The sequence below is a fragment of the Klebsiella sp. 141153 genome (assembly GCF_032601995.1).
In the GTDB taxonomy this organism is placed as follows: domain Bacteria; phylum Pseudomonadota; class Gammaproteobacteria; order Enterobacterales; family Enterobacteriaceae; genus Klebsiella; species Klebsiella aerogenes.
Map to the genome: position 1 here is coordinate 209,853 of NZ_JAQIRJ010000002.1, position 13,858 is coordinate 223,710.

The following is a 13,858-nucleotide window of genomic DNA, read 5'->3' on the forward strand; positions in this document are numbered from 1 at the left end:
TTAAATAAAAGCAATGGCTGTCAGAAAAGTGTCACCGGCTGCCATAAAAGATTCATTACCTTGCTTGACAAATGTTAAATGATAAATGTTTCTGGGGATAACCACACAGGCTGGTGGATTATTCCGCAAAGCGCGCATTTTACGCCCGCCGTCAGAGTACAACGCGTCCGTTTACCGCCATACAATAATGCGATACTGTTTTTATATCCAGTATTATTTATTGGCAAAAGTCAAACTGAAGGGTAGAATTAAACACCTGCTGGCCAATCCCATCTTCAGGTCCTGAAATATGAGCAAACCGTTCAAGCTGCACTCCGCATTCCGTCCTTCCGGCGATCAGCCCGAAGCCATCCGCCGCCTGGAAGAGGGGCTGGAAGATGGCCTTGCGCATCAGACCCTGCTTGGGGTAACCGGTTCGGGGAAAACCTTCACCATCGCCAACGTTATCGCTGATTTACAGCGCCCGACGATGGTGCTGGCGCCGAACAAAACCCTGGCGGCGCAGCTGTATGGCGAGATGAAAGAGTTCTTTCCCGAGAATGCGGTGGAGTATTTTGTCTCCTATTACGATTATTATCAGCCTGAAGCCTACGTTCCGAGCTCGGATACCTTTATCGAAAAAGACGCCTCGGTGAACGAACACATTGAGCAGATGCGTCTGTCGGCCACCAAAGCGCTGCTCGAACGGCGCGACGTGGTGGTGGTGGCTTCGGTTTCCGCCATCTACGGTCTTGGCGATCCGGATCTGTATCTGAAGATGATGCTGCACCTGACCACCGGCATGCTGATCGACCAGCGGGCGATCCTGCGCCGGCTGGCGGAACTGCAATACACCCGCAACGATCAGGCCTTCCAGCGCGGCACTTTCCGCGTGCGCGGCGAAGTTATCGATGTCTTCCCGGCGGAATCCGATGATATCGCGCTGCGTATTGAACTGTTTGACGAAGAGGTCGAACGGCTATCGCTGTTTGATCCGCTGACCGGCCACGTTGAATCGTCCATTCCACGCTATACCATCTATCCGAAAACCCACTACGTTACGCCGCGCGAGCGTATCGTTCAGGCGATGGAAGAGATCAAAGACGAGCTCGCTGACCGCCGCAAGGTACTGCTGGCGAACAACAAACTGCTTGAAGAGCAGCGGCTGAGCCAGCGCACTCAGTTCGACCTCGAGATGATGAACGAGCTGGGCTACTGCTCGGGAATTGAGAACTACTCGCGCTTTCTCTCCGGCCGCGGGCCGGGCGAGCCGCCGCCGACGCTGTTCGACTACCTGCCGGCGGATGGCCTGCTGGTTATCGATGAATCGCACGTGACTATCCCGCAAATCGGCGGTATGTACCGCGGCGACCGGGCGCGTAAAGAGACGCTGGTGGAATATGGCTTCCGCCTGCCGTCGGCGTTGGATAACCGGCCGATGAAGTTCGAAGAGTTTGAAGCGCTGGCGCCGCAGACTATCTACGTTTCGGCGACGCCGGGCGCCTATGAGCTGGAAAAATCCGGCGATGAGGTGGTAGATCAGGTCGTCCGCCCAACCGGGCTGCTGGATCCGGTCATCGAGGTGCGTCCGGTGGCGACGCAGGTCGACGACCTGTTATCAGAAATCCGTACCCGTGCGGCGATTAATGAGCGCGTACTGGTGACGACGCTGACCAAACGCATGGCGGAAGATTTAACCGAATACCTGGAAGAGCACGGCGAGCGGGTGCGCTATCTGCACTCCGATATCGATACCGTCGAGCGCATGGAAATTATTCGCGATCTGCGTCTTGGCGAGTTCGACGTGCTGGTGGGTATCAACCTGCTGCGCGAAGGGCTGGATATGCCGGAAGTATCGCTGGTGGCGATACTTGATGCCGATAAAGAGGGCTTCCTGCGTTCCGAGCGATCGCTTATCCAGACCATCGGCCGCGCGGCGCGTAACGTGAACGGCAAGGCGATCCTTTACGGCGATAAAATCACGCCATCGATGGCGAAGGCGATCGGTGAAACCGAACGCCGCCGCGAGAAGCAGCAGCGTTATAACGAAGAGCACGGTATTGTGCCGCAGGGGCTGAATAAGAAAGTGGTCGATATTCTGGCGCTGGGTCAGAACATCGCGAAGACCAAAGCCAAAGGCCGCGGTAAAGCCCGTTCTCCGGTGGAAGCCGATAGCGTCGAACTGACGCCGAAAGCGCTGCAGCAGAAGATCCACGAGCTGGAAGGGCAAATGATGCAGCACGCGCAGAACCTTGAGTTTGAGGAAGCGGCACAGATTCGCGATCAATTGCATCAGCTACGCGAACTGTTTATTGCGGCATCGTGAGGGCGATACGGGGAACGGTTAAAAAATGACGGCAATGCGTAATTTGCAATTGCCGTCACGCTATTATCTTAGGGTCTTAATGTTGGCTTAATTTTCTTCAGCCAAACTATCCTCAGTTTAATGAGGATAGCGCCATGCAAAAACTGACCAACCGTGAATATCTGGCCATTGCGACCGCCTTTGTGATTGTGGTCGCCTTCTTCCATCAATGGGTATTAACCTTCTGACGCGAACTGCGTGGGAACAGCACCCAGGCGCGGACGCCCGGCCCGGGCTGGCGGTTATGTAAAAAGAATTGCGCATCGTGAAGTTGAGCGATGCGGGTGACAATGCTTAAACCGAGGCCTATTCCGCCATAGCGGCTGTCCATGCGGACAAACGCTTTACTCAGCTCTCCGCTCTTGGCCTCATCAATGCCCGGCCCTTCATCTTCTACTGCCAGAATCGGCGTATTTCCCGGTTTTACCGAAATCTTAATCTTCGACCCCGCGGGGCTATAACGGTGCGCATTCTCCACCAGATTGCGTAAAATCACCCGCGCCAGCGTCGCATCTCCGGAAATGAGATCCTCGCCTGCGCCGCTTTCTATCTCCAGCGTCTGCTGGCGCGCTTCGAGCATTGTTTTCAGCTCATCTTGCAGAGGCTCCACCACATCTTCGCGCAAATGAACCTGCTGGTAACTCCCGGCGGAAAACGACTGCCCAACGCGCGCCAGTTGTAGCAGCTGAGAAATGCTGTTGGTCATCTGATCGAGACGTTGAATTAAGGGATCAACGCTGACGCCGTGAACCTTCGCCAGCAGTTCCAGATGCAGGCGCAGCCCGGCAAGTGGGGTACGCAGTTCGTGGGCGACGTCGGCGGTAAACAAACGCTCGCGATCGAGCGTCATGGTCAGCCGCGACACCAGTTGGTTAATCGCCATGGTCACTGCGGTCACTTCCGGCACCGACTCCTGCAGAATAATGGGTTGCAGATTATCCGGCGTCCGGCTTTCCAGCTCGCTCTGCAGATTTGATAGCGGACGGGTGATTTTCTTCACCGCCACCAGGCTGATATACAGCGCCAGCCCGATGATCAGCAGGCTGGGTACCAGCAGGCTGGCGACAGCTTCGCGTACCTCATGCTCGACGTGCCTTTGATTGTTATGACCCTCAATGGCGCTGGCAACCAGCAGCTGGATTTGCTCTTTGCTTTCATGCCATAGCCAAAATACGCTGATCAGCTGGCAGACCACCAGAATCGCGCCGATGGTCAGCAGCAGGCGGTGGCGCATGGTCCAGGTTTCGGTCGCAAACAGTGCCATAGCGTTATTCTGACTCCGTATTATTCACCAGCATGTAGCCAAAGCCGCGGACGGTGCGGATCCGCGCTTTACCAATCTTGTCGCGCAGATTATGGATATGCACTTCGAGGGTATTGGTGGCCGGTTCGTTATCCCAGCTGTAGATATCATTGTAGAGAATTTCGCGATGCACCGGGCTTCCGGCCTTCATCATCAGGCGCGAGAGCAGGGCATACTCTTTTGGCGTCAGCTCCAGCGATTCGCCGGCCAGCCACACCTGACGACGGGTAACATTAAGGCGCAGGTTGCCGACGGTCAGCTCATTATCGCCCTGATTATTATGACGACGCAGCAGCGCGCGAATGCGGGCGTTGAGCTCTTCAAGCGCGAAAGGTTTCACCAGGTAATCGTCTGCGCCGGTATCCAGCCCGCTGATGCGGTCGCCTACGGTATCGCGGGCGGTGAGGATGAGCACCGGCTGGGTGAATTTCTCCCGGCGCATACGCGCCAGGAAATGCAGACCGTCTTCATCCGGCAGGCCCAGGTCGAGCACCACCAGACTGTAATGGTTGCTGGCTAGCGACAGCGCGGCTTCGTGCGCGGTGGCGACGCCATCGCAGACATAGCCTTCGCTTTGCATGGCCAGGATTAACCCTTGTAACAGGAGCGCATCGTCTTCAATGACTAAGATTTTCATCTGCCGGTCTCTCTACATGGCGTTAAAAGGTCGTCTTTTGCCTGATACTCGCGGGTGTCTACCCCGAGCAGGCCAAGCAGGGTAGAAAACAGATTATCTTGTGAATAATCGTTCGCCTTCGCCTGTTGTTGCAAACACTGGCTGGATACGCCATAGCGTTGCTGATAATCCGGCGACAGCCACAGCAGCATCGGCACGTGTTTTTGCGTGTCCGGCGCAATTGAGTAAGGCAGGCCATGCAGATACACGCCATCTTCACCCAGCGATTCGCCGTGGTCAGATAAATACACCAGACTGGTGGTAAATCTATCTTGTTTTGATTGCAGCAATTTTATCGCTTTATCAACCACATAGTCGACATACAAAATGGTGTTGTCATAGGTATTGGTCAACTGTTGTTGTGTACAACTTTGGATTTCATTGGTATCGCATGTCGGGGTGAATTTTTTGAATTCAGCCGGGTAGCGGTTGTAATAGGTCGGGCCATGGCTACCAATGGTGTGCAGAACGATAATGCCATCCTGCTGTAAATTATCGATATAGCTATCAAGATTATGGAACAGCACGTCATCGTAGCACTCGCCATCAATGCACTGGCCGCTAAGGTTCAGGTTGGTGACGTTTTGGTGCGGTACGCGATCACAGGCGCCTTTACAGCCGCCATCGTTGTCGTTCCACAGCACCTGCACACCGGCGCGTTGCAGAATATCCAGAACGCCTTCCTGATGGTGCGCCAGTTCTTCATCGTAATGCGCGCGCGGCATATTGGAGAACATGCAGGGGACGGAAATCGCGGTTGCGGTGCCGCAGGAGGTGGTTTTCGGGAAGTACACCACATCGTCCTGCTTCAGGCGCGGGTTAGTCTCGCGATCGTAGCCGCCCAGCGAGAAATTCTCGGCGCGTGAGGTTTCTCCAAGCACCACGATGGTCAGATTTTTACGCGCGCCGTTATGCATCACCGCTTTCTGTTTGGCATCTTCGCCGATCTTCACCAGCGGCAGGTTGTCCATCCGGTTATGCGCATACCATGAGTTCAGCGCCACAATGCTGTTGGAGGGACTTAACGATTTCACCAGCTCTTTATTGTTACGGAACACCGAGGCGTAATCTTTGTAGAACAGCGCCGCCACCAGCACAATCAGCAGTGCTGAAACGGCGATATTGAGCAGGCGCATCGCCGCGCCGCGCCAGAAAGAGGCCGGTTTACGAACTTTAATCCACCAGGCGACCAGAACCATCAATAGCCCGGAGAGGCCCAGTATGATGACCATTTTCGTCGACAGCAGAGCAAAGCTTTCCGCAGGTGTCGTATCGAAGATATTGGCGATCATCGAACGGTCAATCACCACGCCGAAGGTCCAGATAAAGTACTGCGCCGAGGCGCTCAGCAGAATAAACAGGCTGATGACCACCCGGTCGAGTTTTAAGAACGAGGCGAGGGTGGTGATGATGTTCATCACGCTAATCGCCACGATCGGCATACTGAGGAAAACCAGCCAGTTATGGAGATTGTTTACCGGCAGCAGCGGGAAAACCTGGCGATAAAAGGCCAGGTTAAGAAAGATACCGATATAACAGGCAAAGAGAATCAAATAAGCCGTGCGGCCGAGTACCGGCCGACGTAAAGAAATAAACGACATAACGAATACCCGTAGTAGGAGATGCTCGTTATGTTGACAGCGATATTTTAAGACAACCTTAAGATTTTAATCTGAGGCGTCGTCTTGTTTACAATAGTGCCGCTTGAGGATTAACCTAATGCCTGAATAGCCTGCTCCAGCGCCTGGCGAAGCAGTACGCGGTCATGCCGATAGGTGACATCGCTGGCATCCAGCGCGGTTTGAATCACCAGTCGTTCTTCCATACCCTTAACATCGGCTTTCGGCCCGACGATGGCGGCATCAATCACTTTTTTGCCGACGTAATGTTCCAGAATAGTAATTCTGTCCGCCAGCGTCAGATTGGCGGCTGGGCTATGTTCCTTACCCAGGTTATCGATAAACACCATGGGCGCCGGGGTCCGCCGCAGCGCCTGGGCCATTTCGTCGAGCAGTAAAATGGGCAGCAGGCTGGTGTAGAAGCTTCCGGGCCCAATCAGGATCAGATCGGCCTCGGCGATGGCCTCAACCGCTTCGCGAGTCGCCGGCACCGGTGGGCTCAGCATCAGTTCCTGAGGCACGTGATCCAACTGATCGATATTCACTTCACCATAAACTTCATGGCCTTCATGATCGAGCGCCACCAGATCGACTGGTTGTTCCGACATCGGAATCAGGAAAGCATCTACTTTAAGCAGATTTCTGATCAAATTGATGGCCTCTAAAGGCCGTACGCTCAGGTGATCCAGTGCCTTTAACATCAAATTTCCGAGGTTATGTCCGGAAAGCTCGCCATTGCCGCCAAAACGGTACTCAAACATTGCTGAAGCGACGCTGGGTTCGGCGATTAATTGATTAATGCAGTTGCGCATATCGCCCCAGGCGATCCCCCCTTCCGAGCGGCGAATTCGCCCCGTTGATCCGCCGTTATCGGTGGTGGTCACGATGCCGGTCAGGCGCGAGCCGAGCGACGAGAGCGACGACATCACCCGCCCCAGACCATGGCCTCCGCCAAGGGCGACGACGCGGTCCAGATCGGCGAAAGTGCGATTGCGCATACGAATTCCTTCTGTTCAATGTTCGGGTTTAGCGTATCCGATCTACCCCTAAAAGATAATGCCCGGTTTCCGTCAAACTGACCGATATCAATGTTAAAGTGTGATTTTTGGCTATTCTGTACTGAAAATGCAAGATATTAGCGATATATAGATGATTATATAGCGAAAATGAAAATGGCGAAACCATCGTGAAAGCGCTACTATCGGCATAACCAACTAACACTCTAGCCTTAGTACCTGTGTCGCAAGATATGGTGCTCTGGCCGCGGCAGCCGCGCTGTCGCCAGGGCGTGGAAAGAAATGACCACGCCTCCCGTACTTGGAAAGGTGTATATGGCCTCACAGCTTACTGATGCATTTGCGCGTAAGTTTTATTACTTGCGCCTGTCGATTACCGACGTGTGTAACTTTCGTTGCACCTACTGCCTGCCGGACGGCTACAAGCCCGGCGCCGTGACCAACAAGGGCTTTCTTAGCGTAGACGAAGTGCGCCGCGTGACGCGCGCTTTTTCCGCCCTTGGCACGGAAAAAGTCCGCCTTACCGGCGGCGAACCCTCTTTACGTCGCGACTTTACCGAGATTATTGCCGCCGTGCGTGAAAACAGCGCGATTCGTCAGATCGCGGTGACCACCAATGGTTACCGTCTGGCTCGCGATGTCGAACGCTGGCGCGATGCCGGGCTGACGGCGATAAACGTCAGCGTCGATAGCCTCGACGCTCGCCAGTTCCATGCCATTACCGGTCAGGATAAATTCCAGCAGGTGATGGACGGTATTGACGCCGCCTTTGCCGCCGGTTTTGAAAAGGTTAAGGTCAACACCGTGCTGATGCGTGATGTCAACCATCACCAGCTCGACACCTTCCTCGCGTGGATCAAACCACGTCGTATTCAGCTGCGTTTTATTGAGTTAATGGAAACCGGCGAGGGCAGCGACCTGTTCCGCCGTCACCACATTTCCGGCATGGTGCTGCGCGATGAACTGCTGCGTCGCGGCTGGATCCATCAGATCCGTCAGCGAAGCGATGGCCCGGCACAGGTCTTTTGCCATCCGGATTACGCCGGCGAAATCGGCTTGATCATGCCCTATGAAAAAGACTTCTGCGCCACCTGTAACCGTCTTCGCGTCTCATCCGTTGGCAAACTGCACCTGTGTCTGTTTGGCGAAGGCGGCGTAGATCTGCGCGACCTGATGGCCGAGGACGAGCAGCAGGCCGAGCTGGAAGCGCGGATAGCCGAAGCCTTAACCCATAAAAAGCAGACCCATTTCCTGCACCAGGGCAACACCGGTATTACGCAGAATCTATCGTATATTGGCGGATAATCGTTTTCGAAAGGAGCATTCAGATGAGCCAGGCTAGCGCTGAGTTTATCCCGACCCGTATTGCTATTCTTACCGTTTCCAACCGCCGCGGCGAAGAGGACGATACCTCCGGCCACTGGCTGCGCGATGCGCTGCACGAAGCGGGACATACCCTCGTCGATAAGGCGATTGTGAAAGAGAACCGCTACGCGATTCGCGCCCAGGTCTCGGCGTGGATTGCCAGCGATGAGGTGCAGGTGGTGCTGATCACCGGTGGTACCGGTTTTACCGACGGCGATCAGGCGCCGGAAGCGCTGCTGCCGCTGTTTGACCGCGAGGTCGAAGGTTTTGGCGAAGTGTTCCGTATGCTTTCGTTTGAAGAGATTGGCACCTCGACGCTGCAGTCCCGCGCCGTTGCCGGTGTTGCCAACCGCACGCTGATTTTCGCCATGCCGGGCTCGACTAAGGCCTGCGCCACCGCGTGGGACAATATTATCGCGCCGCAGCTGGATGCACGCACTCGCCCGTGTAACTTCATTCCTCATTTAAAGAAATAGTTTATGTCACAACTGACCCACATTAACGCCGCGGGCGAAGCCCACATGGTTGACGTCTCCGGCAAAGCGGAAACGGTACGCGAGGCGCGCGCTGAGGCTTACGTTGAAATGCAGGCCGCAACGCTTGCGATGATTATTGACGGCAGCCACCATAAAGGTGATGTGTTCGCCACCGCGCGTATCGCCGGGATCCAGGCTGCGAAACGTACCTGGGAGCTGATCCCGCTGTGTCATCCGCTGATGCTCAGCAAAGTAGAAGTGAACCTGCAGGCGCAGCCGGAACATAACCGCGTGCGCATTGAGTCACTCTGCCGCCTGACCGGTAAAACCGGCGTAGAAATGGAAGCGCTGACCGCGGCCTCGGTTGCCGCGCTGACGATTTACGATATGTGTAAAGCGGTACAGAAAGATATGGTGATTGGCCCGGTACGTCTGCTGGCGAAAAGCGGCGGTAAGTCCGGCGATTTTAAGGTGGAGGAAGCCCATGATTAACGTCCTGTTTTTTGCCCAGGTGCGCGAACTGGTTGGCACCGATACCCTGACTCTCGACGCCAGCGAATTGCCGACCGTTGAAGCCGTGCGTCAGCAGCTTGCCGCGCGCGGAGACCGCTGGGCGCTGGCGCTGGAAGAGGGAAAATTGCTGGCGGCAGTCAACCAGACGCTGACCTCGTTTGACCATCCGGTCGCGAGCGGCGACGAAGTGGCGTTTTTCCCGCCGGTCACCGGGGGCTAAGATGACGCAAACTCGTATCGTGGTTAGCCCGGCGCGCTTTTGCGTCGGCGATGAGTATCCGTGGCTGGCCGAGCGCGATGAAGACGGCGCGGTGGTCACCTTCACCGGCAAAGTGCGTAATCATAATCTCGGCGACAGCGTGAAAGCGCTGACGCTGGAGCACTATCCGGGCATGACCGAGAAATCGCTGGCGGAAATCGTCGAACAGGCGCGAGAGCGTTGGCCGCTTGGCCGGGTGACGGTTATCCATCGCATTGGCGAAATGTGGCCGGGCGAAGAGATTGTTTTTGTTGGCGTGACCAGCGCCCACCGCGGCAGCGCCTTCGCCGCCGGCGAGTTCATTATGGATTACCTGAAAACCCGCGCGCCGTTCTGGAAACGCGAGGCGACGCCGGAAGGCGAACGCTGGGTCGATGCCCGCGACAGCGATCATCAGGCGGCAGAGCGCTGGTAGTGTGATACGCTTACTGAGAGAAACTTGTTAATCAGGAGATAGTCATGGACAGATTCCCTCGTTCCGATTCAATTGTTCAGAGCCGCAGCGGCCTGCAGACCTATATGGCGCAGGTTTACGGCTGGATGACGGTCGGGTTGTTGTTAACCGCGTTTATCGCGTGGTTTGCGGCGAATACCCCGGCGGTCATGATGTTCGTCTTTTCAAGCAAAATCACTTTCTTCGGGCTGATTATCGCCCAACTGGCGCTGGTGTTTGTGCTCTCGGGGATGGTGCAGCGCTTAAGCGCGGGCATGGCGACAACGCTATTTATGCTTTATTCGGCGCTGACCGGGCTAACCTTAGCGAGCATCTTTATCGTTTATACCTATTCGTCTATCGCCAGTACTTTTGTGGTGACCGGCGGAATGTTCGGCGCGATGAGCCTGTATGGTTACACCACCAAGCGCGATCTGAGCGGCTTCGGCAGCATGCTGTTTATGGGGCTGATTGGTATCGTGCTGGCGTCGTTGGTTAACCTGTGGCTGAAGAGCGAAGCGCTGATGTGGGCGGTGACTTACATTGGTGTGGTGGTGTTTGTCGGCCTGACCGCCTACGATACCCAGAAGCTGAAAAACATCGGCGAGCAGATTGATACCCGCGATAGCGCCACGCTGCGTAAATATTCGATTCTCGGCGCTTTAACGCTGTATCTGGACTTCATCAACCTGTTCCTGATGCTGCTGCGTATCTTCGGCAACCGCCGTTAATGTTATCCCGGATAGCGGCGCGATGCGCCTTATCCGGGCTACCAATCCAGGCAATCCGCAAAAATGTCGCCCGGTGAGCGCAACCGGGCCGTTTCATCCGCGGGCCAGCTTGCGTTCGTTCTTCTGCCGCAGCTTTTTCGCCCGACTCTCCAGCACCAGATAGGCGACGGTCGCCAGCAGCAACGGCAGAAAATAGTACAGCGCGCGCCACGCCAGCAGAGCGGCGATTATCGCCCCCTTCGAAATCGACTCGCCGGAGAGCATGGCGATAAACACCGCCTCCAGCACGCCAATTCCGGCGGGAATATGAACGATAACACCGGCGATACTGCTCACCAGCAACACGCCCAGCACCAGAAAATAGTTAATCTCGCTGCCCAGGAGCAGCCAGATAATCGCCCCCATCACCATCCAGTTCGCCGCCGAAATCCCTATCTGTAGTAGAGCGAAACGAAAAGAGGGCAGCACCAGCCGCTGCCCCTTAATCGTCATGTGGCGGCGTTTAGCGAAGGCGCAAGCGAAAAGATAGAGCAGGGTAAAAAGCAGCAGAAAGCTGCCAATAATACGTAGCGTAGTTTGACTGATGTACCAGTGCGGCGGCAGCGTCACCAGATTCGCGGTGAATATGACGCCGCCCAGCAGAATATAGCCCAGCCAGTTAGTGGTAATGCTAAGCGAGAAAATACGGGTAATGGTGCTGCCGTTCAGCCCCAGCCGCGAGTATAGCCGATAGCGCATTCCGATCCCGCCGACCCAGGTACTCAGCGTCAGGTTAAAGGCGTAGCAGATAAACGACACCAGCATCACCTGTTTTTTTGCCAGCTTATGGCCGCACCAGGCTCGCCCGAGCAGATCGTAGCAGCCATAAATCAGGTAGCTGACGATAACCAACCCAACGGCGCTAAATAGCGCCAGACGATCGTAGCCGCGGATAACCTTCCATACATCCTGCCAGTCGACCTTTTGCGCGTAAATCACCAGCAATACGATAACGGCGATAAAAAAGAGCACGGTCAGCACTCTTTTCACCATCCGCCAGCGGGGATGCGATTTGCTCATAGCGGATTGTCTCTGGTTTGCGTTTCTACCCGGTCCTGGGTTTCGATTTCCGGCTGCACCGGCGGGCTGACCCTGGCCAACTGCGGGGTATGCGCCGGCAGCCAACCGACCCAGGCGGGGAAGTGGCGCAGAAAGTGGAAGGCCAGCACGCTGACGCCGAGCCGCCACCAGTTGCGTTTTGGCAGCATAGACTTATCTATCTGCTGGCAATCTCTGGCGATAAGGCCGTTGAGGTTATCGCGCAGGGTCTGGTTGAACTCGCGGTCGTGGATAATCAGGTTGGCCTCCAGATTCAACGACAGGCTCAGCGGGTCGAGGTTACTGGAACCGACGGTGGCCCAGTGGTCGTCCGCCAGCGCTACCTTGCCATGCAGCGGACGGCGGCGGTATTCATACACCTGAACGCCGCCTTTAATCAGGTAGTGGTACAGCAGATGGGCGCCAAACTTAACAATCGGAATATCCGGCTCGCCCTGGACAATCAGCTTGACCCGTACGCCGCGCCGGGCGGCATTGCGCATGGCGTGCAGCAGACGGTAGCCGGGAAAGAAATAGGCGTTGGCGATGATGACCTCGCGGCGGGCGCTGGTCAGCATCTTCAGATAGTGACGTTCAATATCGTCACGATGTTCGTGATTATCGCGCCAGATAAATAGCGCCTGCGCTTCGCCAGGGGTTTGGTTAATTTCCGGCTGATGGCGACGGCGACGCCACCAGCGGCGGGCTGCCTCGCTGGTGGGCAGGTTCTCCAGCTCGAATTGTAGAATATCGAGCACCACCGGCCCCTCAACCTGCACGGCATAATCTTGTTTCGCCTCCGGACCGTAATCGCTCATGTGCTCGGCAGAGTAGTTGATGCCGCCGACAAACGCCGTTGTGTCGTCAATCACCACGATTTTTCGATGCATGCGGCGGAATAAATTGGTACGCATACCCATTAGCCGGGGGCGCGGATCGTAGTAGCGGAAGACCACGCCAGCGGCGGTGAGTTCGCCAACAAACTCATCGCTGAGATCAGGCGAGCCGTAGCCGTCGAGCAGCACTTCCACCTGAATACCGCGGCGGGCGGCTTTCAGCAGCACCGCATGCAGGCGCCAGCCCACCTCATCTTCAAACCAGATAAAGGATTCGAGGATCACCTTGCGCTGCGCGCGGCCAATGGCGGCGAATAACGCCGGATAATACTGGTCGCCATTCTCCAGTAGGGTAATACGATTGCCTTCCTGCCAGCGACATTTCACAGATGTATCTCCACGCTCAGGGGCGCATGATCGGACAGATGCCGCCAGTGTTTAAGAGCCAGCGCCTTCGGATGGCTGGCATGAGCATTCTTAACGTAAATACGATCGAGGCGCAGCAGCGGAAAAGCGACCGGAAAGGTGCGCACCGGCCGCCCGCGGGCGCGAGTAAAAATCTCTTCAAGCCCCGCCTGCGCTTTTAAGGGCTGATTAGCCTGCTGGCGCCAGTCGTTGAAATCACCAGCTACTACCACCGGATCGTCTGCCGGTAGCGTATTGACCCACTCCGCCAGCATCGTTAGCTGTGCCTGCCGCTGGTGCGCGCGAAGACCGAGATGCACGCAGATGACGTGGATCGTCACGCCGCTGCGCGGAGGTACGATGCGACAGTAAAGCAGGCCGCGTTTTTCGCCATTGCCGACTGAGATATCGCGATTTTCATAGTATTCAATGGGAAAGCGCGACAGTACCGCATTGCCGTGATGGCCTTCGGGGTAGACCGCGTTGCGCCCGTAGGCGTAATCGCTCCACATGGTGTCGGCAAGAAACTCGTAATGGGTGGTGTCAGGCCAGTTTTCGATATGCAAAGGGTGCACTTCGTGCGCGCCCATCACTTCCTGTAGGCAAACTATGTCGGCGCTGACGCTGCGAACGGCCTCGCGCAGTTCGGGCAAAATAAAACGCCGATTAAACGCCGTAAAGCCTTTATGAGTGTTAATTGTCAGCACGTTCACCGAAATTCGCGACGTTGGCTCAGCCATAATTCTCCAGTTAATGTCACTTTCCTGAATAAAATAGTGTAGTAGACGTCACAAAAAGATGCGGT

The 13,858-nt window shown here is 55.8% G+C and carries 14 protein-coding genes and 1 riboswitch; of the genes, 7 read left to right on the forward strand and 7 right to left on the reverse strand.

Going from position 1 to position 13,858, the window contains the following annotated elements; translation table 11 throughout:
* Positions 1-289: 289 nt before the first annotated feature.
* Entirely contained in the window at positions 290-2,305 is a 2,016-nt protein-coding gene (uvrB, locus tag PGS10_RS04050) for an excinuclease ABC subunit UvrB (protein WP_045395058.1), read from the forward strand.
* Positions 2,306-2,510: 205 nt separating this feature from the next.
* Here uvrB and pmrB read toward each other — a convergent pair whose 3' ends face one another.
* The 4 genes from pmrB to yvcK all read right to left on the reverse strand — a co-directional run bounded on the left by pmrB (position 2,511) and on the right by yvcK (position 6,940).
* Positions 2,511-3,608 carry a two-component system sensor histidine kinase PmrB gene (gene pmrB, locus PGS10_RS04055; protein ID WP_047064968.1) on the reverse strand — a complete coding sequence of 366 codons (1,098 nt, stop codon included), beginning with the start codon at positions 3,606-3,608 and terminating at the stop codon, positions 2,511-2,513.
* Positions 3,609-3,612: 4 nt separating this feature from the next.
* A complete protein-coding gene (pmrA, locus tag PGS10_RS04060) occupies positions 3,613-4,284 on the reverse strand; it encodes a two-component system response regulator PmrA (RefSeq protein WP_032705592.1) in 672 nt (223 codons plus the stop codon).
* Positions 4,281-5,924: a phosphoethanolamine transferase EptA gene (gene eptA, locus PGS10_RS04065; protein ID WP_316422470.1), complete on the reverse strand. Its 1,644-nt coding sequence runs from the start codon at positions 5,922-5,924 to the stop codon at positions 4,281-4,283. Before eptA ends, pmrA begins: the two co-directional genes overlap by 4 nt.
* A 110-nt stretch (positions 5,925-6,034) precedes the next feature.
* Positions 6,035-6,940: a uridine diphosphate-N-acetylglucosamine-binding protein YvcK gene (gene yvcK, locus PGS10_RS04070; RefSeq protein WP_045395054.1), complete on the reverse strand. Its 906-nt coding sequence runs from the start codon at positions 6,938-6,940 to the stop codon at positions 6,035-6,037.
* Positions 6,941-7,148: 208 nt separating this feature from the next.
* A riboswitch (molybdenum cofactor riboswitch) is annotated at positions 7,149-7,286 on the forward strand.
* Between yvcK and moaA the strand changes: the two genes are divergently transcribed.
* The 6 genes from moaA to PGS10_RS04100 all read left to right on the forward strand — a co-directional run bounded on the left by moaA (position 7,274) and on the right by PGS10_RS04100 (position 10,735).
* Positions 7,274-8,263 carry a GTP 3',8-cyclase MoaA gene (gene moaA, locus PGS10_RS04075; RefSeq protein ID WP_059304916.1) on the forward strand — a complete coding sequence of 330 codons (990 nt, stop codon included), beginning with the start codon at positions 7,274-7,276 and terminating at the stop codon, positions 8,261-8,263. (Overlaps the previous riboswitch by 13 nt.)
* A 23-nt stretch (positions 8,264-8,286) precedes the next feature.
* Positions 8,287-8,799, forward strand: coding sequence for a molybdenum cofactor biosynthesis protein B (gene moaB, locus PGS10_RS04080; RefSeq protein WP_045395052.1), 513 nt, complete (start codon positions 8,287-8,289; stop codon positions 8,797-8,799).
* A gap of 3 nt (positions 8,800-8,802) precedes the next feature.
* On the forward strand, positions 8,803-9,291 hold the full coding sequence (gene moaC, locus PGS10_RS04085) for a cyclic pyranopterin monophosphate synthase MoaC (protein WP_015367605.1): 489 nt from the start codon (positions 8,803-8,805) through the stop codon (positions 9,289-9,291).
* Positions 9,284-9,532 carry a molybdopterin synthase sulfur carrier subunit gene (moaD, locus tag PGS10_RS04090; RefSeq protein ID WP_015367604.1) on the forward strand — a complete coding sequence of 83 codons (249 nt, stop codon included), beginning with the start codon at positions 9,284-9,286 and terminating at the stop codon, positions 9,530-9,532. The genes moaC and moaD overlap by 8 nt, the downstream gene beginning before the upstream one ends.
* A 1-nt stretch (position 9,533) precedes the next feature.
* Positions 9,534-9,986: a molybdopterin synthase catalytic subunit MoaE gene (moaE, locus tag PGS10_RS04095; RefSeq protein WP_032707649.1), complete on the forward strand. Its 453-nt coding sequence runs from the start codon at positions 9,534-9,536 to the stop codon at positions 9,984-9,986.
* Between the two features lie 44 nt (positions 9,987-10,030).
* Positions 10,031-10,735, forward strand: coding sequence for a Bax inhibitor-1/YccA family protein (locus tag PGS10_RS04100; RefSeq protein ID WP_045395050.1), 705 nt, complete (start codon positions 10,031-10,033; stop codon positions 10,733-10,735).
* 93 nt (positions 10,736-10,828) lie between these two features.
* Here PGS10_RS04100 and PGS10_RS04105 read toward each other — a convergent pair whose 3' ends face one another.
* Genes PGS10_RS04105 through PGS10_RS04115 form a run of 3 tightly spaced genes read right to left on the reverse strand, consistent with a single transcriptional unit; the run spans position 10,829 to position 13,793 of the window.
* Positions 10,829-11,794, reverse strand: coding sequence for a lysylphosphatidylglycerol synthase domain-containing protein (locus PGS10_RS04105; RefSeq protein WP_316422472.1), 966 nt, complete (start codon positions 11,792-11,794; stop codon positions 10,829-10,831).
* Positions 11,791-13,035, reverse strand: a complete 1,245-nt coding sequence (clsB, locus tag PGS10_RS04110; protein ID WP_015704806.1) for a cardiolipin synthase ClsB — start codon at positions 13,033-13,035, stop codon at positions 11,791-11,793. The genes PGS10_RS04105 and clsB overlap by 4 nt, the downstream gene beginning before the upstream one ends.
* Positions 13,032-13,793, reverse strand: coding sequence for an endonuclease/exonuclease/phosphatase family protein (locus tag PGS10_RS04115; protein WP_047049144.1), 762 nt, complete (start codon positions 13,791-13,793; stop codon positions 13,032-13,034). The genes clsB and PGS10_RS04115 overlap by 4 nt, the downstream gene beginning before the upstream one ends.
* Positions 13,794-13,858: the final 65 nt, after the last annotated feature.